General features: G+C 74.7%; 16 protein-coding genes. 9 read left to right on the top strand and 7 right to left on the bottom strand.

From position 1 onward, the window contains the following. Positions 1 to 14: 14 nt before the first annotated feature. The gene (locus SHK17_RS10345; RefSeq protein WP_172272204.1) at positions 15 to 1,076 is read right to left on the bottom strand and encodes a CNNM domain-containing protein; all 1,062 of its coding nucleotides are present in this window, start codon (positions 1,074 to 1,076) and stop codon (positions 15 to 17) included. Then, positions 1,066 to 2,430 (bottom strand): CNNM domain-containing protein, encoded by a 1,365-nt coding sequence (locus tag SHK17_RS10350; protein WP_172272201.1) that lies wholly within the window; start codon positions 2,428 to 2,430, stop codon positions 1,066 to 1,068. The genes SHK17_RS10345 and SHK17_RS10350 overlap by 11 nt, the downstream gene beginning before the upstream one ends. A 232-nt stretch (positions 2,431 to 2,662) precedes the next feature. Between SHK17_RS10350 and SHK17_RS10355 the strand changes: the two genes are divergently transcribed. The 3 genes from SHK17_RS10355 to SHK17_RS10365 are packed head-to-tail and all read left to right on the top strand — an operon-like array spanning position 2,663 to position 6,216. Beyond that, positions 2,663 to 4,156 carry a sulfatase family protein gene (locus tag SHK17_RS10355; RefSeq protein ID WP_322424252.1) on the top strand — a complete coding sequence of 498 codons (1,494 nt, stop codon included), beginning with the start codon at positions 2,663 to 2,665 and terminating at the stop codon, positions 4,154 to 4,156. Between the two features lie 5 nt (positions 4,157 to 4,161). Next, entirely contained in the window at positions 4,162 to 5,247 is a 1,086-nt protein-coding gene (locus tag SHK17_RS10360; protein WP_322424253.1) for an ArsB/NhaD family transporter, read from the top strand. Positions 5,248 to 5,289: 42 nt separating this feature from the next. After that, positions 5,290 to 6,216 carry a threonine/serine dehydratase gene (locus SHK17_RS10365; protein WP_322921994.1) on the top strand — a complete coding sequence of 309 codons (927 nt, stop codon included), beginning with the start codon at positions 5,290 to 5,292 and terminating at the stop codon, positions 6,214 to 6,216. Between the two features lie 32 nt (positions 6,217 to 6,248). Here SHK17_RS10365 and SHK17_RS10370 read toward each other — a convergent pair whose 3' ends face one another. After that, positions 6,249 to 7,382: a CDP-glycerol glycerophosphotransferase family protein gene (locus SHK17_RS10370; protein WP_322921995.1), complete on the bottom strand. Its 1,134-nt coding sequence runs from the start codon at positions 7,380 to 7,382 to the stop codon at positions 6,249 to 6,251. Positions 7,383 to 7,439: 57 nt separating this feature from the next. Then, positions 7,440 to 8,918: a glutamine synthetase family protein gene (locus SHK17_RS10375; RefSeq protein WP_322921996.1), complete on the bottom strand. Its 1,479-nt coding sequence runs from the start codon at positions 8,916 to 8,918 to the stop codon at positions 7,440 to 7,442. A gap of 145 nt (positions 8,919 to 9,063) precedes the next feature. Here SHK17_RS10375 and SHK17_RS10380 point away from each other — a divergent pair, with 145 nt between their 5' ends. Genes SHK17_RS10380 through SHK17_RS10395 form a run of 4 tightly spaced genes read left to right on the top strand, consistent with a single transcriptional unit; the run spans position 9,064 to position 16,574 of the window. Then, a complete protein-coding gene (locus SHK17_RS10380) occupies positions 9,064 to 9,975 on the top strand; it encodes an ATP-binding cassette domain-containing protein (protein WP_322921997.1) in 912 nt (303 codons plus the stop codon). After that, on the top strand, positions 9,972 to 10,658 hold the full coding sequence (locus tag SHK17_RS10385) for an ABC transporter ATP-binding protein (RefSeq protein WP_322424258.1): 687 nt from the start codon (positions 9,972 to 9,974) through the stop codon (positions 10,656 to 10,658). Before SHK17_RS10380 ends, SHK17_RS10385 begins: the two co-directional genes overlap by 4 nt. Positions 10,659 to 10,668: 10 nt before the next feature. Further along, a complete protein-coding gene (locus tag SHK17_RS10390) occupies positions 10,669 to 13,878 on the top strand; it encodes an FtsX-like permease family protein (RefSeq protein ID WP_322424259.1) in 3,210 nt (1,069 codons plus the stop codon). Next, positions 13,878 to 16,574 carry an FtsX-like permease family protein gene (locus tag SHK17_RS10395; protein WP_322921998.1) on the top strand — a complete coding sequence of 899 codons (2,697 nt, stop codon included), beginning with the start codon at positions 13,878 to 13,880 and terminating at the stop codon, positions 16,572 to 16,574. The genes SHK17_RS10390 and SHK17_RS10395 overlap by 1 nt, the downstream gene beginning before the upstream one ends. 35 nt (positions 16,575 to 16,609) lie before the next feature. On the opposite strand, the gene SHK17_RS10400 is transcribed toward SHK17_RS10395, so the two are convergent. Next, positions 16,610 to 17,074, bottom strand: coding sequence for an SRPBCC domain-containing protein (locus SHK17_RS10400; protein WP_322424261.1), 465 nt, complete (start codon positions 17,072 to 17,074; stop codon positions 16,610 to 16,612). A 62-nt stretch (positions 17,075 to 17,136) separates the two neighbouring features. Further along, a complete protein-coding gene (locus SHK17_RS10405; protein ID WP_322424262.1) occupies positions 17,137 to 18,051 on the bottom strand; it encodes an EamA family transporter in 915 nt (304 codons plus the stop codon). A gap of 73 nt (positions 18,052 to 18,124) precedes the next feature. Between SHK17_RS10405 and SHK17_RS10410 the strand changes: the two genes are divergently transcribed. Both SHK17_RS10410 and SHK17_RS10415 read left to right on the top strand, forming a co-directional pair. Next, complete coding sequence (locus SHK17_RS10410) at positions 18,125 to 19,054, top strand: LysR family transcriptional regulator (protein WP_322424263.1); 930 nt, start codon at positions 18,125 to 18,127, stop codon at positions 19,052 to 19,054. Then, entirely contained in the window at positions 19,039 to 20,796 is a 1,758-nt protein-coding gene (locus SHK17_RS10415) for an acyl-CoA dehydrogenase (protein WP_322424264.1), read from the top strand. Before SHK17_RS10410 ends, SHK17_RS10415 begins: the two co-directional genes overlap by 16 nt. Before the next feature lie 30 nt (positions 20,797 to 20,826). Here SHK17_RS10415 and SHK17_RS10420 read toward each other — a convergent pair whose 3' ends face one another. Further along, the gene (locus SHK17_RS10420) at positions 20,827 to 21,894 is read right to left on the bottom strand and encodes an AI-2E family transporter (RefSeq protein ID WP_322424265.1); all 1,068 of its coding nucleotides are present in this window, start codon (positions 21,892 to 21,894) and stop codon (positions 20,827 to 20,829) included. Positions 21,895 to 21,960: the final 66 nt, after the last annotated feature.

Here is a 21,960-nt window from a genome sequence, read left to right on the forward strand (position 1 = left end):
ACCCTACCGAGCGCTCAGGCGTCCACGCCCGACACGTCGTGGTGTGCCGCGTCGCGGATCTCGCCGACCAGCTCCTCGAGCACGTCCTCCAGCGTCACCAGTCCGACGACCTGGCCGTCGCGCTGCACGACGCGCGCCATGTGGGCGCCCTTGACCTGCAGGCTCTCCAGCGCGTCGTGGAGCAGGTCGTCGGGGGCGACGGTGGCGAACGGGCGGATCCACTTGTCCTCGATGACCCGCGAGCGCTTGTCGTCGTCGGACTCGAGGGCGTCCTTGATGTGGAGGTAGCCCAGCAGCGTGCCGTCCGAGGCGGCGACCGGGAACCGGCTGAAGCCCGTGGCGGCACAGACGGCCTCGACGTCGGCCACCGTCGACCCAGGGGCGACGGTGGCCAGGGTGTCGGGCGCCATGACGATCGACAGGACGGACTTCTCGGTGAAGCCGAGGGCACCGGCGAGCCGGTCGTACTCCTCGGCCTCGATCAGCCCCTCCCCCCGCGACTCCTCCACCAGCGCGGCCACCTCCTCGCGCGTGAAGCTGGAGTGCACCTCGTCCTTGGGCTCGATGCGGAGCAGCCGCAGCGTGGCGTTGGCGACGAGGTTCATGCCGGCGATCACCGGGCGCAGGACGGTGACGACCACCATCATCGGCGGGCTCAGCACCATGGCCGCGCGGTCGGCGCCGGCGAGGGCGATGTTCTTGGGCACCATCTCGCCGAGGACGACGTGGAGGTAGACCACGATCGACATCGCCACCACGAAGGAGACGGGGTGGAGGAAGTCGTCGGGGACCCGGGCCAGGTGGAAGACCGGCTCGAGGAGGTGGGCGACGGCCGGCTCGCCGATGGCGCCGAGGCCGAGCGAGCACACGGTGATGCCGAGCTGGGCGCCCGCCATCACGAGCGAGACGTTCTCCATCGCCCGCAGCGTCGTGCGCGCGGCCCGGGAGCCCTCCTGCGCGCGCGGCTCGATCTGGCTGCGCCGGGCGGCGAGCAGGGCGAACTCGGCGCCGACGAAGAACGCGTTGAGGGCCAGCAGCACGACCGCGAGGGCGACGCCGAAGAGGTCACTGTTCACGGCCGGCCCCCTCCCCCGGCTCGGGGGAGACGGCGCGCAGGTCGAGCCGGTCGATCCGCAGACCCTCCATCCGCTCCACGGTGAGGGTGACCAGGCGCTCGCGCAGCTCGCGCGGGTCGCTGCGGTCGGGCACCGGGACCTCGATCCGGTCGCCGGGCTCGGGGATCTTGCCGAGCCCGCGCATCACCAGCCCGGCGACGGTGTCGTAGTCCTCGTGGTCGGGCAGCTCGATGTCGGTGGCGTCCTCCACCTCGTCGGGACGCAGCAGGCCCGACAGCGTCCAGCTGCCGTCGCGCCGCTGGCGGATCCGCGCGCCGAGGCGGTCGTGCTCGTCGGAGATGTCACCGACGATCTCCTCCACGACGTCCTCGAGGGTCACGATGCCGGCGTGCCCGCCGTACTCGTCGAGGACGACGGCCATCTGGAAGCCGTCCTGGCGCAGCAGCGCGAGGAGCGGGTCGAGGCGCAGGCTGTCGGGCACGACGACCGGCCGGACCATGACGTGCTTGATCCGGGTCGTGGCCCGCTCGTGCACCGGCACCGCGACGGCGTGCTTGACGTGGACCGTGCCGACGACGGTGTCCTCGGCGTCGAGCACCGGGAAGCGGGAGTGGCCGGTCTGGCGGGCCAGCTCGACGACGGCGGAGACCCGGTCGCCCTCCTCGACCGTCGTGGTGCGCACGCGCGGGGTCATGATCTCGCCGGCGGTGCGGGTGCCGAACTCGACCGACCGCTCGACGAGCTCGGCGGTGTCGGCGTCGAGGGTGCCCTGGTCGGCCGAGCGCTGCACGAGGGAGGCGAGCTCCTGCGCGCTGCGGGCGGACCGGAGCTCCTCCTGCGGCTCGATGCCCAGGCGCCGCACGATCGCGTTGGCCGAGCCGTTGAGCACCTTGATGGGTCGCGCGGTGAGGGCGGTGAAGCCGCGCATGAACCCCTGGGTCGCGCGGGCGGTCTCCAGCGGCCGGGCGATGGCGATGTTCTTGGGCACCATCTCGCCGAAGATCATCGTCACGACGGTGCCGAGGACCAGGCCCAGCGCGAGGGACAGCGGCGACACCGCGCCGTCCGGCACCCCGGCGGCCGCGAGCGGACCGTCGATGAGGTCGGAGATGGCCGGCTCGGCGAGGAACCCGATGGCCAGGTTGGTGACCGTGATGCCGACCTGCGCGCCCGAGAGCTGGGTCGACAGCGAGCGCAGAGCGAGCTGTACGCCGCGCGCGCCCTCGTCACCGGAGGCGGCGGCGCGCTCGACGCTCGGCCGGTCGACGGTGACGAAGGAGAACTCGGCGGCGACGAAGAGCCCGCACGCGGCGACGAGCGCCAGCGAGACGAGGAGGAGCACCAACGGGGTCACGACGCGCGCCCGGAGCCGAGTGCGGTCGTGCGGGGACTTTGACTATCGTCCATGGTCGGCGCTGGGGTTCCTTCTCTGGGCGGTTCTCGGCGTCGGCAAGGGTCAAGCGTAACGGTTGCGGCTCCCCCCGTCCCAGTCGTCGTGTCGCTTTGGGAAGGCGCCCCCGCGACCCCTAGTCTGGCCGCCACACTGGGGAAGATCAGGACCTTCGGGGTCTCGGCGGGGGATGTGGATGCGAGCGTGGGCACAGTCGGTCACGGCTGCACTCCTGGTGGTGCTCGTGGCCACCCTCGCGACGGTCACCGCCAACGGTGACTCGGCCGATCCCGGCTCGGTCCGGATGGCCCAGGGCACCCAGTCGCCCGGCAGCGCGCCGGGCGCCGACGGGCGCCGTCCCAACCTCGTCTTCGTCATGACCGACGACATGCGCGACGACGACCTCGACCACATGCCCCTCACCCGCCGGCTCCTCGTGGAGCAGGGCATGGAGTTCACCGACGCGATCTCCCCCCACCCGCTGTGCTGCCCGGCGCGCGCCCAGCTGGCGACGGGGCAGTACGCGCAGAACAACGGCGTCCAGCACAACAAGGGCGTCCACGGCGGCTTCGAGGCGCTCGACCCGACCGAGGAGGCGAGCAGCTGGTTCCGCGACGGGGGCTACAGCACCGGGTTCGTCGGCAAGTTCCTCAACGGCTACGGACCCGACGACGTACGACCGGCCGGCTGGTCGCGGTGGGACGCGCTGACCCGGGGCGTCTACGACTACGTGAACTTCTCGATGACCGGCGACGGGGACCCGCGCCACTACACCGGCAGCTACGTGACGTCGGTGATCGAGGAGCGCACCAACCAGGACATCCGCGACTTCGCCCGCGCCGGTGACCCGTTCGTGGTCTACGCCTGGCACCTCGCGCCCCACTACCGGATCACGCCGGAGGGCGGCCGCGGACTGCCCCCGGCAGCGCCCGGCGACGAGGACGTGCTCCTCGACGAGCCCCCGGCGTCCTTCGACGACCCCGCCTTCAACGAGGCGGACGTCTCCGACCAACCGTCCTACCTCCGCCACCTCTCCCCCGCCTCGCGTGACGACGTGCGGGCCGAGAACACCGCCCGGCTCCAGTCGCTGCAGGCAGTCGACCGCGCGGTCGGCTCGATGGTGGCCACCCTCGAGGCGCAGGGCGTGCTCGACGACACTTACATCGTGTTCACCTCCGACAACGGCTACTCCCTCGGCGAGCACCGGTTCACCGGCAAGGACGTGCTCACCGAGGAGGCGATGCAGGTCCCGCTGGTGGTGCGCGGCCCCGGCATCGCCCCGGGCAGCACGTCGGACCTGCCGGTCACGCTGGTCGACCTCCCCGTCACCTTCGCCGGGCTCACCGGGGTCGCCCCGCAGTGGCAGGTCGACGGGACCTCGCTGGTGCCGACCCTCCTCGGTGCCGAGCAGTCGTTCCGCGACACCACCCTGATCCAGACCGGCCGCAAGCTGGAGACGGGGTGGTCGCACCGCGGCGTCCGCACCGAGCGCTACCTCTATGGCACCGACGGTCGCGACGCCTTCCTCTACGACCGGCTCGTGGACCCCGACGAGATGGTCAACGTGGTCGACGACCCGCGCTACGCGGAGGTGCTGGCCGCGCTCGAGCTGCGCCGCACGCTGCTGGTCGGGTGCGCGGGCTGGACCTGCAACCAGGTCTTCGGCCCGCTCCCCGAGCCGGCGTCCTGACGCACGTGCCCGAGCTCGCCGGGACAGTCCTGGCGCAGGTGCTGCCGGTCGCGGTGTTCCTGCTGGCCATCACGGTGACGGCCGAGGTCGCCCAGCTCGCCGGTGTCTTCGACGTCGCCGCGCACGCCCTCGCGCGGCGGGCCCGGCACCGCGTGGTGCTCCTCTGGCTGACGTTCGCCGTCCTCGCGGTGGTGTGCACGATCGTGCTGAGCCTGGACACCACGGCCGTGCTGCTGACACCGGTCGGGCTGGCAGTGGCGCAGCAGACCGGCATCTCGCCGATGCCCTTCGCCCTGACGACGCTGTGGATCGCCAACACGGGCTCGCTGCTGCTGCCCGTGTCCAACCTGACCAACCTCCTCGCCGTGCACCGCTTCGAGGAGCTCGGCGCGGGACACGGCGACTACGTCCGCACGGCCGCGCTGCCGGCGGTGGCCGCCGTCGTGGCCACGCTGGTCCTCGTCGCCGTCCTGCAGCGCCGGGCGCTGCGCGGGACGTACGCCGTCGACCCGCCCGCGGAGCCCCACGACCGGGTGCTGCTGGTGGTCGCGGCGGCGGTCTGCCTGCTCGTGGGTCCGCTGTTCGCCGTGGGTCTCGAGCCGGCCGCCGTGGCCGTCGGGTCGGCGCTCGTGCTGCTCGCGGCGCTGGCGTGGCGGGCTCCCGGCCTGCTGCGCGAGGTCAGGCCGCCGTGGCTGATGGCCGGCGCCTTCGTGCTGGTCGCCGGGCTGCTGCGGCTGGCGCAGGCCGAGGGGCTCCTCGACTGGCTGGCCCCGGCCGTCGGGACCGGCACCCGCACGCTCGACCTGCTCCACCTCGCCGGGGCGTCGGCGGTGGCCGCCAACCTGGTCAACAACCTGCCGGCCTACCTGCTCGTCGAGCCGTCGGCGGCCGACGACACCCGTCGCCTCGTCGCGACGCTCGTCGGGGTCAACGCCGGCGCGCTCGTCACCCCGTGGGCCTCGCTGGCGACGCTGCTGTGGCTCCAGCGGTGCCGCGCCGCCGGCGTCCGGGTGCCGCTGCTGCGCCTCGCCGGGTGGGGCGCCGTCTGCGCCACCGTCGCCGTGGTCACCGCCACGCTCGCCATCCGCTGAGCCGCGGCCCGCCCGGCGCGACCGGTCGCCGATACTGGCGCGGTGACGATCACCCGCGACGACGTGCTCACCGCCCAGCAGCGCATCGGAGGCCGGATCCGGCGCACGCCCCTCCTCGCGCCGGCCGACGGCGACGGCGTCTGGCTCAAGTGCGAGCACCTCCAGCACTGCGGCGTCTTCAAGACCCGCGGTGCCTTCAACCGGCAGCTCGCGGCACTGGAGTCCGGCGAGCTCGGCGAGGCCGGCATCGTCGTGGCGTCGGGGGGCAACGCCGGGCTGGCCCAGGCCTTCGCCGCCCGCGCCCTCGGCATCCGGGGGACGGTCTTCGTCCCGGAGACCGCGCCCGAGGTGAAGGTGCAGCGGATCCGTCGGTACGGCGCCGACGTGCGTCGCGCCGGCACGGAGTACGCCGAGGCCTACCGGGCCGCCGTCGCGTTCGCCGAGGAGCGGGGCGCGGCCTTCGCCCACGCCTACGACCAGCCCGAGGTGGCCGCCGGCGCCGGCACGATCGGCGAGGAGGTCCTCGAGGACGAGCCGGGCATCGACACCATCGTGGTCGCCGTGGGCGGTGGCGGTCTCTACGCCGGGATCGCCGCGGCGGTGCGCGGGCGCGCCCGCGTCGTGGCGGTGGAGCCCGAGCGCATCCCGACCCTCCACGCCGCCCTGGCCGCGGGCCACCCGGTCGACGTCGAGGTGTCCGGCATCGCCGCCGACTCGCTCGGCGCCCGGCGGGTGGGCGACCTGGCGTTCGCCGCCGCGCAGGCCGAGGCGCCGGTCTCGGTCCTCGTCAGCGACGAGGCGATCGCGGCGGCGCGGACGCACCTGTGGGACGAGTACCGCATCGCCTCCGAGCACGGCGCCGCCACTGCTCTCGCGGGCCTGCTGTCGTCGGCGTACGTGCCCGGCGCTGGCGAACGGGTCGCCGTGGTGGTCTGCGGCGCCAACACGGACCCCGGCACGCTCGCCTAGCGCGCCGGCGACCCGGCTCAGGCGGTGATCATTCAGGCGGTGATGGCGCCCCCCGCCTCGCCGAGGAGGCGGTCACGCAGGGCGACGAGCTCGGACACGGCGCCGAGGAAGCGCACGGTGCTGTCGCCCACGTGCAGGTCGTCGAAGTAGTGGTGGCGCATCGCGGTCCGGGCGAGGCGGTGCTCGTCGTGCTGGAGGCGGTCGCGGAGCAGCTCGCTCAGCCCGTCGACCTCGCCCGGGCGTACGACGTCCGAGCACCGGCTCAGGGGGACGTGCTGGCGCAGCCGATCGTCGTCCTCGTGGCGGTCGGTGAGGACGATCGGCTTGTCGGTGTGGAGGTAGAGCCAGTCGAGGCCGACCGACGAGACGTCGGTGACGATCGCGTCGCACACGGGCATGACTGCGAGGATGTCGCCCTCGACGACCGCGGTGTGCCCGGCGCCCGGCTCGCGTCCGGCCGCCTCCGCCACGACGTCCAGGACCTCCCGGTGGGCCGCCGCGACGGCGGGGGTGCGGCTGGTGACGACCTTGGGATGCGGCTTGTAGACCAGCCGCACGCCCGGCACGGCGAGGACGGCGCGGACGATGGCCGGGCCCATGACGTCGACCGAGGTGTAGTCGTTGTAGGCCGCGTCGCCCTCCCAGGTCGGCGCGTAGAGCACCGTGGAGCGCTCGCTCGGCTCCAGCAACGGCGTCCGCCGCAGGTCGAGCTGCGGCCGGCCGATGCGCACCAGCCGTCGGGCGTCGAGCTCGAGGAGCTCGGCGACGTAGCGCTGCACCGCCGCCTCCCCCGCCACGAACACCCGGTCGTAGGCCTTGGCGTTGTTGCTCGCCATCGACTGCTTGTCGCTCTCGCCGTGGTTGACGTGCACGTGCAGGCGACGGCTGTCGAGCAGCGAGTCGAAGTTCTGCACGGAGTTGTTGCAGTAGAGGACGACCTTGGCGTCGAGCTCGGCGTAGACCGCCGACAGGTCGGCCAGCGTCGGCGCCGTGACCACCCGGAGCCGCGTGCGGGCCGCGACGAGCTCCGCGGCCTCGGGATCGCGCAGGACGAGGCACACGCGGTGGACGTCGTCGAGCACCTCGAGGACCTCGAGCCACTGGACGAGCTGGTAGGTCCGGCTGGGGTCGCCTGCGAAGTAGGCGACGACGGGGACGGCGTTCACGACGGAAGTCTAGTGCGGCGACCACCCGCCCGATGACGAGTCCCGGAGGTCGGCTGGTCAGCCGACGTGCCAGTGGCGGCGGACGAGCTCGTCGCGCGCGGCCTGGTCCTTGCCCATCTTCGTCACGAGGTCCGCGTCCGCGTCCGAGCGGAGCCGCTCGAGCACCGCGTCGACGAGCTCCGCGGGGAACACGCCGTCGGCCTCGAACAGGTCGCGCCGCTCCTCGAGGGCGTCGGCGGACTCGGCGCACGAGGACGGCAGCTGCTCGAAGTCGTCGTGGTCGGCGGTGCTGAGCCGCTCGGCGACGTCGAGGCTGTCCGGGTCACCGAGGCCCTGCCGGGCGGCGACCGCCATCCCGGCCAGGAGCAGGTGGACGTCGGCCGAGCCGTCGGCCAGCCGCAGCTCCACCGTCTGGGCGTGGACGGCCGGCTCGGGGACCGGTCCCGAGCGGCCCGGGTTGGCGTGGGCGACCATGGCGGGCAGCACGTCGCCGTTCCAGGCGAGCGGGTCGCGGACCAGCCCGGTGCGGTCCGTCTCGCCCCAGGAGATGCCCTCCGGCGACTCGTCGCCCTCGGTGAAGCGCAGGTAGGACGTGGGCACGGTGTTGCCGAACGCGGTGAGGGCCCTGGCCGACGAGAGGTAGCCGGCGATCAGCCTGCGGCCGGTGTCGTCGAGCCCGGAGGGCCCCACGATCGCGTTGGCCCCGTCGCGCACGAGGCGGCTGTGCACGTGCAGGCCGCTGCCTGCCCCGTCGCTGCTGACCGAGGGTGCGAAGGTCACCTCGAGGCCGTGCGCGTGGGCGACCTCGCGCACCACCCACTTGGCCAGGACGAGCACGTCGGCGGCCTGCTCGACCGGGACGGGCAGGAACTCGATCTCGTGCTGCACGAGTTGCCGCTCCTCCTCCCGGATGTTGCCGACCTCGCCGTGGGCGTACTTGAGCTGCACTCCCATCGAGGCCAGGTGGCCGAGCACCTGCTCGCGCACCCGCTGGCCCTTGGAGAACGGCGCCGACTCCTGGTAGCCCCGCTCCTCCTCCACCGCGAAGATCTCCTCGACCGGCCCCACGAGGTAGTACTCGAGCTCGCCGAACGCCTCGAGGACCATGCCGGTCTCCCGGGTCAGCGCCTCGGCCGCCCGGCGCACGACCTGCTCGCCGGCGTACGGCAGCGGCTGGCCGTCCTCGCCGTAGAACGAGCAGATCACGTCCAGGGACGGCCGCTCCCCGAACGGGTTGACGAATGCGGTGCGGTGCCGCGGGACGATGTAGACGTCGCTGGTGGCGGCGTCGGTGCCCTCGAAGATGCTGGAGCCGTCGACGCGCTCACCGATCGTCAGCACCTGCTCGAGGTGGTCGCGCGAGCTGATCGCGAACGCGATCGTCTTGAGGCGCCCGTCGCCGCCCACGTAGCGCAGGTTCGCCTGCCGCAGCTCGAGCTCCTCCGCCGCCCGGACCAGGTCGTCGGTGGTGAACTCGGCGGCGGGCTTGTCGAGCAGGCGCACCAGGGGGTGGGGCTCGAAGGCGTCGGTGGTCATGCCCATTCCTACCAACACCGCCCTGATGTCCGACCTGATGCCCGACCTGATGTCCGCCCTGATGCCCGATCGCCCCGGCTGTGACCCGGCTCACTGCTAGCATCGCGCCGGCGCGCGACATCAGGGGGAAGCAGGTGGTGGACCGGTGCTGAGGCTCCCGGCAGCGCCTCCGCGCGAGCAGGAGTTCGGCCACGACGCCCTCGTCGTGTGCGACAACCTCGTGCGGATCTACCAGTCCGAGACCATCGAGGTGCAGGCCCTGCAGGGCTTGGACCTGCTCGTCCACGAGGGCGAGATGGTGGCCCTGGTGGGGGCCTCCGGGTCGGGGAAGTCGACGCTGCTCAACGTCCTGGCGGGTGTCGACGCGCCGACCGCCGGCCGCGCGCGGGTCGCCGGGCACGACCTCGCCGACATGTCGCGCACCGAGCAGGTGCGCTACCGACGCCACGTCGTCGGGTTCGTGCGGCAGCAGGCGTCGCGCAACCTCGTCCCCTACCTGACGGCCGGCCAGGTGGTCGACCTGCCGATGACCATCGCCGGGCTCCCCCGCGCGCGGCGCGGCGCGCGCACCGAGGAGCTGCTCGAGCTCCTCGGCGTCGCCCACTGCACCGACCGTCGTCCCCTCCAGATGTCGGGCGGCGAGCAGCAGCGCGTCGCCATCGCCGTCGCGCTCGCCAACGAGCCGCGTCTCCTCCTGGCCGACGAGCCGACCGGGGAGCTCGACAGCGCGACCGCGGCCGAGGTGTTCGCCGCCCTGCGCACGGTCAACCGGGAGCTCGGCGCCACCGTCGTGGTGGTCACCCACGACGCCGCGGTGAGCGGCCAGGTCGCCCGCACGGTCGCCATCCGGGACGGACGCACCAGCAGCGAGGTGGTCCGCAGCGACGCGGACGCCGGCTCGCCCGCCACGGCCGAGGAGTACGCCGTGATGGACCGCGCCGGCCGGGTGCAGCTGCCGCGCGAGTTCCGCGAGGCGCTCGAGCTCACCCGCCGCGTCCGGCTGGCGCTCGCCGACGACCACGTCGAGATCCGGTCCGACCGCCGCGAGGACGGGTGAGCGCGCCCACCGAGCCGATGGTCGCCGTGCGGGGGCTCGTCCGGACGTACGGGACCGGCGGCACCGCCGTGCACGCGCTGCGCGAGGTGTCCTTCGACGTGGCACCCGGCGAGATGGTCGCCGTGGTCGGCCGGTCCGGGTCGGGCAAGACCACCCTGCTCAACGTCGTCGGCGGGCTGGACCGGCCCGACGCGGGGACGGTCCGCGTGGACGGCACCGAGGTCACCGACCTCGACGAGCAGGGGCTGAGCCGGCTGCGGCGCGACACGATCGCCTACGTCTTCCAGACCTTCGGCCTCGTCCCGGCGCTCACCGCCGCGGAGAACGTCGGCGTCCCGCTGCGGCTGCGGCACACGCCCGTGCCTGAGCGCGAGGAGCGGACCGCCCTGCTGCTGGACCTGGTCGGCCTGCGCGAGCACGCGCTGCAGCGGCCGGCGGAGCTCTCCGGCGGACAGCAGCAGCGCGTGGCCATCGCCCGCGCGCTCGCCGGCTCCCCCCGGCTCCTGCTGGCCGACGAGCCGACCGGCCAGCTCGACACGGAGACGGGCCTAGCCGTGATGGCGCTGCTGCGCGCGGTCGTGGAGTCCGAGGGCGTGACGGCGGTCGTCGCGACGCACGACGCGGTGCTGATGTCGCTCGCCGACCGGGTGCTCACGATCTCGGACGGGCGGGTCGACGGCTGATGGCCCGGCCGTGCTGACCCTGGTCCTGCGCCGCGCGTACGTCCAGCGACGGCTGCTGACCGCCGTCGTCCTCCTCGTCGCCACCGCCGCCACGCTGGTCGGGGTGTGCGCCCTCATGCTGGGCGCCACCGCGGACCGCGCCTTCGCGGTGGAGGTCCGGCGGGCCCCGTCCGCCGACCTGGGCGTCACCGCCTTCCTGGTCGAGGTCGCGGGGGACGACGTGCCGGCGGCCCGCGCCGAGGCGACCGCCGTCGTCGAGGACGTCCTCGCGCCGATGCGCCCCTCGCTCGACGTCACGGCCACGTCCCGGCTGCGCCGGCTCGACGGGGACGACGGCCGCCTGGCCTACCTCACGGGCACCGACGCGCTGCCCGCCCGGGCCGACCTGGTGGCCGGCCGCTGGCCGACAGCAGCCACGATCGGGGCCGGTGGTGGGAACGGCGCAGGCCCCGACGCGGTGCTCGAGGCCGCCGTCCCCGCCACGACGGCGCGCCTGCTGGGGCTCGCCCCGGGTGACGAGGTGGTGCTGGGCCGCGAGGTCGGGCTCGACGGCAGCGACGTGCCGGTCACGGTCGTGGTGGTCGGCACGTTCCGGCCGCGTGCGGACGTGGAGTGGGAGCGGGACCCGCTGGCCGGGGCCGGGTTCGCGGCGGCATACAGCGACGGGCTGGAGGCGGCCCCCACCTACGGCCCCTTCGTGCTGCGGGAGGCGGCGTTCGCGGCGTCCGGCTCGTTCGCCAAGGGGCTCCGGGTGACCGGCCACCCCCGGCGCGCGCTGGCCGGCGACGAGCCGCTGCGGGCGTCCGCGGGGTCGCTCGGCGATGCGTCCCGCCGGCTGGCCTCCGGGGTCGGCGACCGCGCGCGCATCACCCGGCTCGCCTCCGACCTGCCCACCACGCTCGAACGCGTGCACGCCCAGCAGGCGAGCACCCGGGCGACCGTCGTGGTGGTGCTGCTCCTCGGGACCGCCCTCTCGCTCGCCGCGGCGCTGCTGGCCGGGTGGCTGGTGGCCGCGGTCCGCGAGGACGAGCAGGACCTCCTGCGGGCGATGGGGCTCGACCGGCGCCAGCAGGTGGGCGCCGCGACGCTCGAGGCGCTGCTGCTGGCGTGCCTGGCGGCAGCAGTCGCGGTGCCGGTGGCGTCCGTGGTGCACTCCCGGCTGACGCACCTGCCCGACCTGCGCGCAGCGGGGCTGGAGCAGCCGCCCACCGTCTCGGCGCTGCTGCTGCTCTCGGTGCTCGGAGCGGCCGTGGCCCTGACGATGGCCCTCGTCGCGACGAGCGTCGGCACCGCCCGCGGTCCCGACCCCGTGTCGCGGCCCGGCGCGCTGGTCCGGCTGGGACTCGCCCCGCTGCTGCTGCTCGTCGCGGTGGCCGCCTGGTGGCAGCTGCGCTCCCAGCCGGCCACCGTCGCCCGTCCCGGCGACGTCACGCTGGCCCTGGCGCCCGTCGTGTTCGTCGCCGCGTCGACCGCGCTCGCCGTACGCGTCGTGCCGGTGCTGCTGGGGTGGGCGGCGCGAGTCGGGATCCGCTCGCGCTCCTTCGTCCTGCCGCTGGCCGCCCAGCAGGCCGCCCGGCGGCGCCACACCGGCACGGCGATGGTGCTGGTCGCCGCTGCGGCGGCGTGCGCGGTCTTCGGGGTCGCGCTGCGCACGACGTGGCACCAGTCCCAGGAGGACCAGGCGGCACTGCGCGTCGGCACGGACGTCGCCCTCGCCCTGCCGGCCCCGGCGGGGCTGCAGGAGGCCCGCGAGGTAGCCGCCGCCGTCCCGGACGGGTCCCCCGACCCGGTCGTCTCACCGGTCATCCACCGTCCGCTGGCGCTCGGTCGCTACGTCGGGCAGGAGGGTCGGCGTCCGGTGCTCGTGGCGGTCGACACCCGGCACGCGGGGGCGCTGCTGCGGGGGCGCACCGAGCCCGGGTGGGACTGGGCCGGTGTCGGCGAGGCACTGGCGCCCGAGGGGTCCGTGGCGGGGGTGTCCCTGCCCGAGGACGGGGAGGGCGTCCGGCTCCGGGGACGGAGCCCGCGAGGCGCCGCACTGACGGTCGCGCCCACCGCGGTGGTCGAGGACCCGTCCGGGTTCCGCGCGTCCGTCGGTGCGCGACCGCTCGCGCTGGACGGACGCCCGCACCCCGTGGAGTGGACCAGCCCCCTGGGCTCCGGGCTGCGGCTGGTCGGGCTCCGGCTCGAGCTCGACGGCGACCCCGGCGCCGCCCCGAGCACCGACGCGGACGTCGAGGTCGTCGTGACGGTCCCGGCCGCCGGCGACGGGCTCGACGACGGTCCGGCCTGGCAGCTGCTGCCGCTGCAGCAGGACAGCCCGGTCGCCGGTGCCGCCGTCTCCGTCGCGCCGACCGGGGCCGGCACCGAGCTGCGGGCGAGCCTGGGGATCAACCTCGCCTACTACGCCTACACGGGTGCCGACGTCCTGGCCAGTGCCTTCCCCACTCCCCCGCACGTCCCCGTCGTCGTCTCCCAGGACCTGGTCGACGCGGTCGGTGCGCGGGTCGGGGACGAGCTGTCCGCCCTCGTCGGCGACGCGGTCCTGCTGCTGCGGGTGACGGCGGTCGTGCCCACCGTCCCGTCCGCGCCCGGCCAGGTCGCCGTCCTGGCCGACACCGACATGCTGTCGCGCGCGTTGATCGACGTCGGCAGGCTCGACCCGGTCGTGGACGGCTGGTGGGTGGGACGTCCGCCCGCGGCGACGGCACCGGCCCTGCGCTCGCTCGGCCTCGGGGAGGTCACCGTCCGGCAGGACGTCGCCGACCAGCTCGCCCAGGGCCCGCTCCGGGTCACCGTCCCGACGACGCTGCTGGCGCTGGTGGCGGTCGCCGTGGTGATGCTCGCCGCCGCCGTGGGGCTGGTGCTCAGCGCCGAGCGGCAGCGCCGCTCCTCCGAGGTGGTGCGCCTCCGGGCGCTGGGACTGTCGCGCCGGGACGCGCGACGGCTCCTGGTGGCCGAGCACCTGGCGTTCTTCGTCCCCCTCGTCCTCGTCGGGACGCTCGTCGGCCTCCTGGCGGCCGTGTCGCTGGGGCCGCACCTCGTCCGCTCCGACCTCGGCGCCGCTCCCGTCCCGGCTGCCGTCGCGACCTGGTCGTGGGCGACCGAGCTGCTCCTCGTGGGCGGGCTGCTGCTCGTCACCCTCGTGCTGACCGCCGGCCTCGCGGCGGCCCACGTCCGCCGGTCGGACCCCGCCCAGCTGCGAGCCGGTGACCTGTGATGCGTACGCCCCGCCTGCACGTCGCCACCCTGCGGGGTCGCTGGCGCGCGGACCGCGGCCTGCTCCTCCTCGCCGGCCTCGTCGTGGCCCTGACCACCGCCCTGACCGCGGCCGTCGCGCCGCTCGCGGAGCGCACGGCCGACCGCGCCATGGCCGCGACCGTGGGTGACGCCGGGTCGCGCAGCGCCGTGGTCGCGACGATGCCGGAGTGGTACGACGACCCCCGCGGCAAGACGCGCGACCCGACCACGGCCGTCCAGGTGCGCCAGGACGCCGACTACGCCGACGAGGCCCTGCCACCGGAGATGGCGTCGGTGCTGCGCCCCGGCGTCACGACCATCACCACGCCCGACCTGCAGCTGCTCGACGCCGGCCCGGGACGCTTCCTGGAGCTCGTCCACCTCGACACCCCCGCCGGCCCGCCCGCCGTCAGCTGGACCCGGGGAGGTCCGCCGCGGGCGAGCGTCGGACCCCGCCGGGCCGACGCCGCCGTGGGGGCCGGTGCCGGCCCGTGGACGGTGCAGGTCGCCGTGTCGGAGACCGTGGCCGACGCGCTCGGCCTGCAGGTCGGGGACCGCCTGCCGGCCCGGGACGAGCAGGGCCGGGAGGTCCGGATCCGCGTCAGCGGCACGTTCGCGCCGGTCGACGAGGACGACGGGGTGTGGGGGCTCGCGCCCCGCGTCCTGCGGCCCGCCCAGGGGAGGTCCGACGGCGTGCCGTTCACCTCGGCGTCCGCCCTGGTCTCCACCGCGTCGCTCCCGGACCTCCGCCTCGGCCTCCCGGCCGACGACCTCACCCACCGGGTGGTCTTCGGCCCCGAGCCCGAGCGGGTGCGATGGGACCGGTCCGCGGCGCTGGGGCGGTCGGTGGTGGGCCTGCAGTCGTCCGCCGGGCTCGCCCGGGGCGACATCTCCTGGGACAGCCTGCTCGGCGGGGTCCTCGACGACGGCCGGGCGCAGGTCGCGTCCGCCCGCGGCCAGGCCCAGGTGCTCCTGGTCGGGCTGGTGACCTGCGCGCTGCTGGTGCTCGTCCTGGCGGCGCAGCTGCTGGTGCGCCGGCGCGCGGGCCCGATCGCCATGGCCCGGCAGCGCGGCGCCGCGGTGGTCGACGTCGCGGGCGAGCTGCTGGTGGAGGCGGTGGTCGTGGCGGTGCTCGCGGCGGCCGCGGGGCTGGGCGTCGTCGTGCTGCTCACCGGGTCCGCCGGATGGGGCTGGGCCGTGGCGGTAGTCCTCGCGGCCGCGTCGGCGGCGCCCGTCCTCGGTGCCGTCGCCGCCGTCCGGGCCGCCGGAGGCCGGCGGGCGCCGGCCAACCGCGCCGCACGTCGTACGGCCGCCCGGGCGGTGCGACTGCGGCGGCTCGCCGTCGAGGCAGCCGTGCTGGTGGTGGCCGCGACGTCCTACGTCGCCCTCCGTCAGCGCGGTGTGGTGGGCGTCGACGGCACCGACGGTGACCTCACCGCGGCCGGCGCGCCGACCTGGTGGGCGCTCGCGGTCGCGGTGGTCCTCCTCCGCCTGCTGCCGCCGGTGCTCCGGCGGGCGGTGCACGCCGCGCGCCGCTCCTCGGGGGGCTCGCTGTTCGTCGTCGCCGCGCGCCTGACGGAGACCGGCAGCCGTGCCCTGCCGGTGCTGGTGACCACGGTCGCGGTCACCCTCACCACGCTGGGCGCCGCGCTGGCCGCGACCGAGCGCGAGGGGCAGGCGGAGGCAGCCCTGGCGGCGGTCGGGGGCGACGCCCGCCTCGACGCCTCCCCCACCGCTTCGCTGGACGAGGCCGCCCGCCGGCTGTCGGACGCCCCGGGGGTCCGGGCCGCCGTCGCCGCGCGGGTGGAGGACGGGGTGCAGGTCTCGTCCCGCGGCCTGACCGAGACCGTGCGGGTCGTCGTCGTCGACGCCGCGGCCTACCAGCGGCTCCTGGAGCGCAGCGACCTCCCCGACGCCCCCGACCTGGCGCGGCTGGGGACGGCACCGGACGGCACGCTGCCGGCGCTGCTCCTCGGCGACGACGCCCTGCGCGACGACCCGGTGCTGCGCTGGGAGGGCGCCAGCGTCCCGTTCGAGGTCGTGGGCACGGCCCCGGACGTGGGTGCCTCCGTCGATCCCGTCCTCGTGGTCGACCGCGACGACCTCGCCGACGCCGGCGTCGGAGCAGCACCCGGCACGGTCTGGGCGGTGGGCCCCGGCGCAGAGGGAGCACTTCGTGCCGTCGACACCGGGAGCATTCCGGTCGACACCGTGGTGGGCCTCCACGACGAGCTGGACCGTCGTCGGGACGCCCCGCTCCCCTCCGCCCTGCTCCGGCTCGCGGTGGTGGCGTCGCTCCTGGTGCTGGCCCTGGCGGCGCTGGGAGCAGTGCTCGCCGCGGCCGCCGAGGCGCCGGCCCGCGCGGAGTCCCTCGGACGGCTCCGCGCCCTGGGCATCCCCGACCGTGACCTGAGCAGGATCGTGGCCGCCGAGCTGGCGGTCCCGGTCGTCGTCGCCGGCCTGGTCGGCGTCGCGTCGGGGATCGCGTGTGCGTACGCCGTCCTCGGCTCGCTGTCGCTCGAGCGGCTCACCGGCCAGTCCGGGCCACCCGCGGTCGTCGTGCCGTGGTGGACGGTCGTCGCCGTGGCCGTGCTGGTCGCCACCGTCGTGGTGGTGGCCTCGCTCGAGTGGCGCCGACTCCGAGGACGGCCGCTGGCAGAGCTTCTGCGGAGCTGACGCGCCGGGCCCCCGCGTCGCCTGCCCGCTGTCGCTCAGGTGCGACGAGAGACGTACCCGTCCAGGTTGCCCAGCGTGGAGGCGAGGGCAGCTGCGTGGTCTGCGCTGGAGATGCCGTCGGGGACCCCCGTCGCCGTGATCGCGACGCGCGTGCCGCCGTCCACCGGCTCGAGCGCCCACGTGAGCGTCATGGTCCCGGCGAAGCGAGGGTCGTCCGAGACGAAGTCCGCCTCCTCGACCAGCCGACGCGGCGCGTCGACGCTGACGAACCGCACCTCGACCACGTCGGTGTTCCCGCCCGACTTGCCGGGAGTCGCCTCGTCGTCGTACGTCAGGACGAGGCCGTAGCCGCCACCGGCCCTGGCATCGAACCGGGTGAACCGGCCGGACATGCCGGCAGGGGGCAGCCACACGGTCCTCGCGTCCTCGTCGACGATCGCAGCGAAGACGTCGTCGCGTGGCGCCGTCACCACTGCCTGTGCCTCGTCAGTGTGGCTCATCCGTGCAGTGTGGCAGGCCGAGACGGACTCCCGCCCCTGTTGCCGGACGTGGCAGCCGCGGATCACGGCGTCGCGACAACGTCGTCCGCTGGCGCCTCGCGGGCTGGACGTACGACCGCGGTGGCCCGCGGTGGGCGCAGCGCGACCAGCACGCCGACGAGCAGGATCACTCCCCCGCCCACCTCCGCCGCGTTGGGCTGCTCGTCGAGCAGCGCCCACGCCGAGGCCATGGCCACGACCGGGGCGAGGAGCACCCAGGGCACGACGGCGCTGGAGGGCCACCGGGCGAGCAGGCTGTTGAAGATGCCGTAGCCCACCAGCGAGGCCAGGCCGGCGGTGTAGAGCGTGGACACGACCGCGGTCCACGACAGGCCCGTCAGCGCCGATCCGACCGCGGCCGGACCGTCCACCAGCAGCGAGAGGCCGAGCAGCGGCACCGGCACCACGAGCGCCGACCAGACCGTCAGCGACAGCCCGCCGGAGACCCGGGCGGCGCGGGCCACGACGTTGCCGACGCCCCACGACAGCGCTGCCATGAGGCACAGGAGCAGGGCGAGGAGGGGGACGTGACTGCTCCGCCCGAGGCCCACCACGACCAGACCGACGACCCCGAGCGCGACGCCCGCCGCCTGTGCGGGCGTGGGGGCCTCCCGCAGCACGCCCGCCGCGATCGCCACGGTGAAGACGACCTGGGCCTGCAGCACCAGCGCCGCCAGGCCGGGTGGCATGCCGACCGCGATGGCGACGTAGAGGAAGCCGAACTGGCCGAGCGACATGAACAGCCCGACCGCGACGATGGTGCGCCAGGGCGCGTCGGGGCGCGCGACGAAGAAGATCGCCGGGACCACGACGGCGGTGAAGCGCAGGGCCACGAAGAGCAGCGGCGGCACGTCCGCCATGCCCCAGTCGATGACGACGAAGTTGAAGCCCCAGATGGACGCGACGAGCGCGGCGAGCAGGGAGTCACGGGTGGTCACCGTCCCAGTCTCGGTCCCGACGACGATGAAGCACCAGCGATGCCTGGTGCACGTCACTGTGTAGCATCGCTTCATGATCGACCTCGGTGCGCTCGCCAGCCTCCGCGCCGTCGACACGCACGGGAGCGTCGTGGCCGCGGCAGAGGCGCTCGGGTTCACACCCAGCGCGGTGTCGCAGCAGGTCAAGCGCCTGGAGAAGCAGACCGGCGTCGCCCTGCTCGAGCGGGTCGGGCGTGGAGTCATGCTGACCGCGCACGGCCGGTTGCTCGTCACCGACGGGTCCCGGCTCCTCACCGACCTCGAGCAGCTCGAGTCGGGGCTGCACCGCGACTCCGGGCGGGTGGCCGGGCGCCTGCGGGTCGCCGCGTTCTCCACGGCGATGCGTGGGCTGCTCGCCCCCGTCGTCCGCGACCTCCTGCTCGGCCACCCCGACCTCACCCTCGCCCTGACCGAGCGCGAGCCCTGGGACACGGTCGACCTGGTGGCGTCCGGGCAGCAGGACCTCGGCATCGTGCACAGCTGGGGCGACGTGCCCCTCCACGTCCCGAGCCACCTCGTCGGGGTCACCATCGCCCACGACGTCGCCGACGTCATCGTCCCGCGCGACCACCGCCTGGCCCGACACACCCGGGTCTCGCCGCGCGACCTGGTCGACGAGGCGTGGGTCGCCACGCCCGAGGGCACGATCTGCCGCCAGTGGCTGAGCCGGATGTACGACGGCACCGACCGCACCCCGCGCATCGCCCACGTCGCGATGGAGTTCGACTCCCACCTCGCGCTCGTCGGCGCGGGCCTCGGCATCGCGCTCGTCCCCCGGCTCGGTCGCCGACCGCTCTCCGACGACGTCGTCGCCGTGATGGCCCACCGACCCACACCGACGCGGGAGATCACCGTGCTGCACCGGGCGTCGATGGTCGAGTCGCCCGCCGTGCGCGCCGTCGTCGAGGCCCTCCGCCGACCGTCCACCGACCCGCACCGAGGAGACCCATGCCGTCGCACCTGATGTCCCGCCGAGACCTCGACTTCCTGCTCCACGAGTGGCTGCGGGTGTCGGAGTCGCCTGAGGGGACCGTCGACCGGGAGACCGTCGACGCCGTGCTCGACCTCGCGGAGCAGGTCGCCACCCGCTGGTTCGCACCGCACAACCGCCGCAACGACAGCGAGGAGCCGCGGTTCGACGGGACGCGGGTGCACGTCCACGACGAGGTCGCGCCGGCCCTGGCGGCGTACTTCGAGGCGGGGTTCGGCGGGATGACGATGCCCGAGGAGCTCGGCGGGTCGGACCTCCCGGTGGTGGTCGCCCAGGCTGCGGACCTCTGGTTCAGCGCGGCCAACGTGGGCACGGCCGGCTACCCGTTCCTCACCAAGGCCAACGCCAACCTGCTCCGCGCCCACGCCACCCCCGAGCAGGTCGCGACCTGGGTGCAGCCGATGGTCGAGGGCCGCTTCTTCGGCACCATGTGCCTGAGCGAGCCGCAGGCCGGCTCGTCGCTGGCCGACGTGACGACACGAGCCGTGCCGCACGGCGACGGCACCTGGCGGGTGCGCGGCAACAAGATGTGGATCAGCGGCGGCGACCACGAGCTGAGCGACAACATCGTCCACCTCGTCCTGGCCCGGGCCGCCGGGGCGCCCGCCGGCGTCAGGGGACTGTCGCTCTTCATCGTGCCCAAGGTGCTGCCGGACGGGTCCCGCAACGACGTCCAGCTCGCCGGGCTCAACCACAAGATGGGGATGCGCGGCATCACCAACACGCTGCTCAACTTCGGCGAGGCCGACGGTGCCGTCGGCTACCTGGTGGGCGACGAGAACCGCGGGCTGGCCTACATGTTCCACATGATGAACGAGGCCCGCGTCGGCGTCGGGACGAGCGCGGTGGCCCTGGGCTACTCCGGCTACCTGCACGCCCTGGAGTACGCCCGCACGCGTCCGCAGGGGCGCCCGATCGGGGCCAAGGACCCGGCCAGCCCGATGGTGCCGATCGTCGACCACGCCGACGTGCGCCGGATGCTGCTCGCGATGAAGTCGTACGTCGAGGGCGGCCTGGCCCTCGAGCTCTACTGCGGCCGGCTGCTCGACGAGGAACGCACCGCCACCGACCCCGGCCGCGCCCGTGAGGCCAGGCTGCTGCTCGAGATCCTCACCCCGATCGCCAAGAGCTGGCCCTCGCAGTGGTGCCTGGCCGCCAACGACCTCGCGATCCAGGTGCACGGCGGCTACGGCTACACCCGCGAGTACCCGGTCGAGCAGCTCTGGCGCGACAACCGGCTCAACCCCATCCACGAGGGGACCCACGGCATCCAGGCCCTCGACCTGCTCGGCCGCAAGGTCACCATGGCCGACGGCGCCGCCGTGCACCTGCTCGCCGCCCGCATGCGCGACACCATCGAGCGGGCCGCGGCGACACCCGGCGCCCCGGCCACCCACGCGGCGGAGCTCGCGGCCCACCTGGACCGCACGCTCGAGGTCACCGCGGCGCTGTGGGCCACCGGCGACCCGGCGCTCGCCCTCGCGGACGCGACGACGTACCTCGAGGTCCTCGGGCACCTCGTCGTCGCCTGGCTGTGGCTCGACGTGGAGCTCGTCGCCACGCGGGCGGAGACCGCGACGGACCCCTTCCACGCCGGCAAGCGCGCCGCGGCGCAGTACTTCTTCACCCGTGAGCTGCCCCGGCTCGGGCCGCAGCTCGACCTGCTCGCGGGGATGGACCGCCTGCTCGTCGACCTCGACCCGTCGGTGCTGTGACCGCGTCGCGCTGCCCGGCGATGCCGGAGGTCAGCCGGCCGGTGGGGTGACGGCGGGCTCGGGGTGCCCGCCCGAGCGCTGGTCGACGACCTCGTCGAGGTAGCGCACCACGACGGCCAGCACGGCTGCCACCGGGACCGCGAGGAACGCGCCGGTGATGCCGAAGAGCGTGCCGCCGAGGGTCACCGCGAGCAGCACGACGGCCGCGTGCAGGTCCATCGACCTCGACTGCAGATAGGGCGAGAGCACGTTCCCCTCGAGCTGCTGCACCACGAGGATCAGCAGCAGGACGAGCAGCGCCCCTGTCACTCCGTTGGAGACCAGGGCGATGAGGACCGCGATGATGCCGGCGACGAAGGCGCCGACGATGGGCACGAAGCCGGCGAAGAACGTGATCACGGCGAGCGGGACGGCCAGCGGGACCCCGATGACGAGCAGCCCGGCACCGATCAGCACGGCGTCGATCAGCGAGACCAGCGCCTGGGTCCGGATGAACCCGCCGAGCGTGTCCCAGGACCGCCGCCCCACGGCGTGGAGGTGGGGACCGGCGGTGGGACCGGTGAGGCGGCTCAGCCACGGCAGGAACCGGTGCCCGTCCTTGAGGAACAGGAAGCTGAGGATGAGCACGAGCACCAGGTTGACCACGCCGTTGGTGATGGCCGAGACCCCGGTCAGCACGCCGGAGGCGATGCTCCCGGCGGACCCGGAGAGGCGCTCCTGCAGGCCCTGCAGCCCGGCGTCGATCTGCTGCGCGGACACGAAGTTGGACTCCTGCACCCAGTCCTGCACCCGCTGCAGGCCGTCGCTGGCCCGATCGACGATGTCGCCGCCCTGCGAGGCGACGGAGGGCGCGATGGTGAAGCCCACGGCGACGACCACGAGGATCGCGCCCAGCATCGTCGCCGCGGCGGCGAGCCCGTTCGGCAGGTGCGCCCGGCGGCGCAGCAGGCCCGTCACGGGCGACAGCACGGTGCACAGGATCAACGCCATCAGCACCGGGAAGATCACCACCCAGGCGTACTTGACGACGTAGCCCAGGATCACCAGGCCGACCACGATGAGCGTCAGCCGCCAGCTCCACCGCGCGGTCCACGACACCCCGTCCCCGATCAGGGACTCCCGGGAGGGCCCGGCGACCACGTGCGCGACCGGTGCCGAGGATGC

The organism is Nocardioides renjunii (assembly GCF_034661175.1).
Classification (GTDB): domain Bacteria; phylum Actinomycetota; class Actinomycetes; order Propionibacteriales; family Nocardioidaceae; genus Nocardioides; species Nocardioides renjunii.

Excerpts from the sequence above, each read along its gene's own strand:
- SHK17_RS10415 (WP_322424264.1), top strand. The coding sequence starts at position 19,039 with ATGCCGTCGCACCTGATGTCCCGCCGAGACCTCGACTTCCTGCTCCAC.
- SHK17_RS10395 (WP_322921998.1), top strand. The coding sequence starts at position 13,878 with ATGCGTACGCCCCGCCTGCACGTCGCCACCCTGCGGGGTCGCTGGCGC.
- SHK17_RS10375 (WP_322921996.1), bottom strand. The coding sequence starts at position 8,918 with ATGACCACCGACGCCTTCGAGCCCCACCCCCTGGTGCGCCTGCTCGAC.
- SHK17_RS10410 (WP_322424263.1), top strand. The coding sequence starts at position 18,125 with ATGATCGACCTCGGTGCGCTCGCCAGCCTCCGCGCCGTCGACACGCAC.
- SHK17_RS10355 (WP_322424252.1), top strand. The coding sequence starts at position 2,663 with ATGCGAGCGTGGGCACAGTCGGTCACGGCTGCACTCCTGGTGGTGCTC.
- SHK17_RS10400 (WP_322424261.1), bottom strand. The coding sequence starts at position 17,074 with ATGAGCCACACTGACGAGGCACAGGCAGTGGTGACGGCGCCACGCGAC.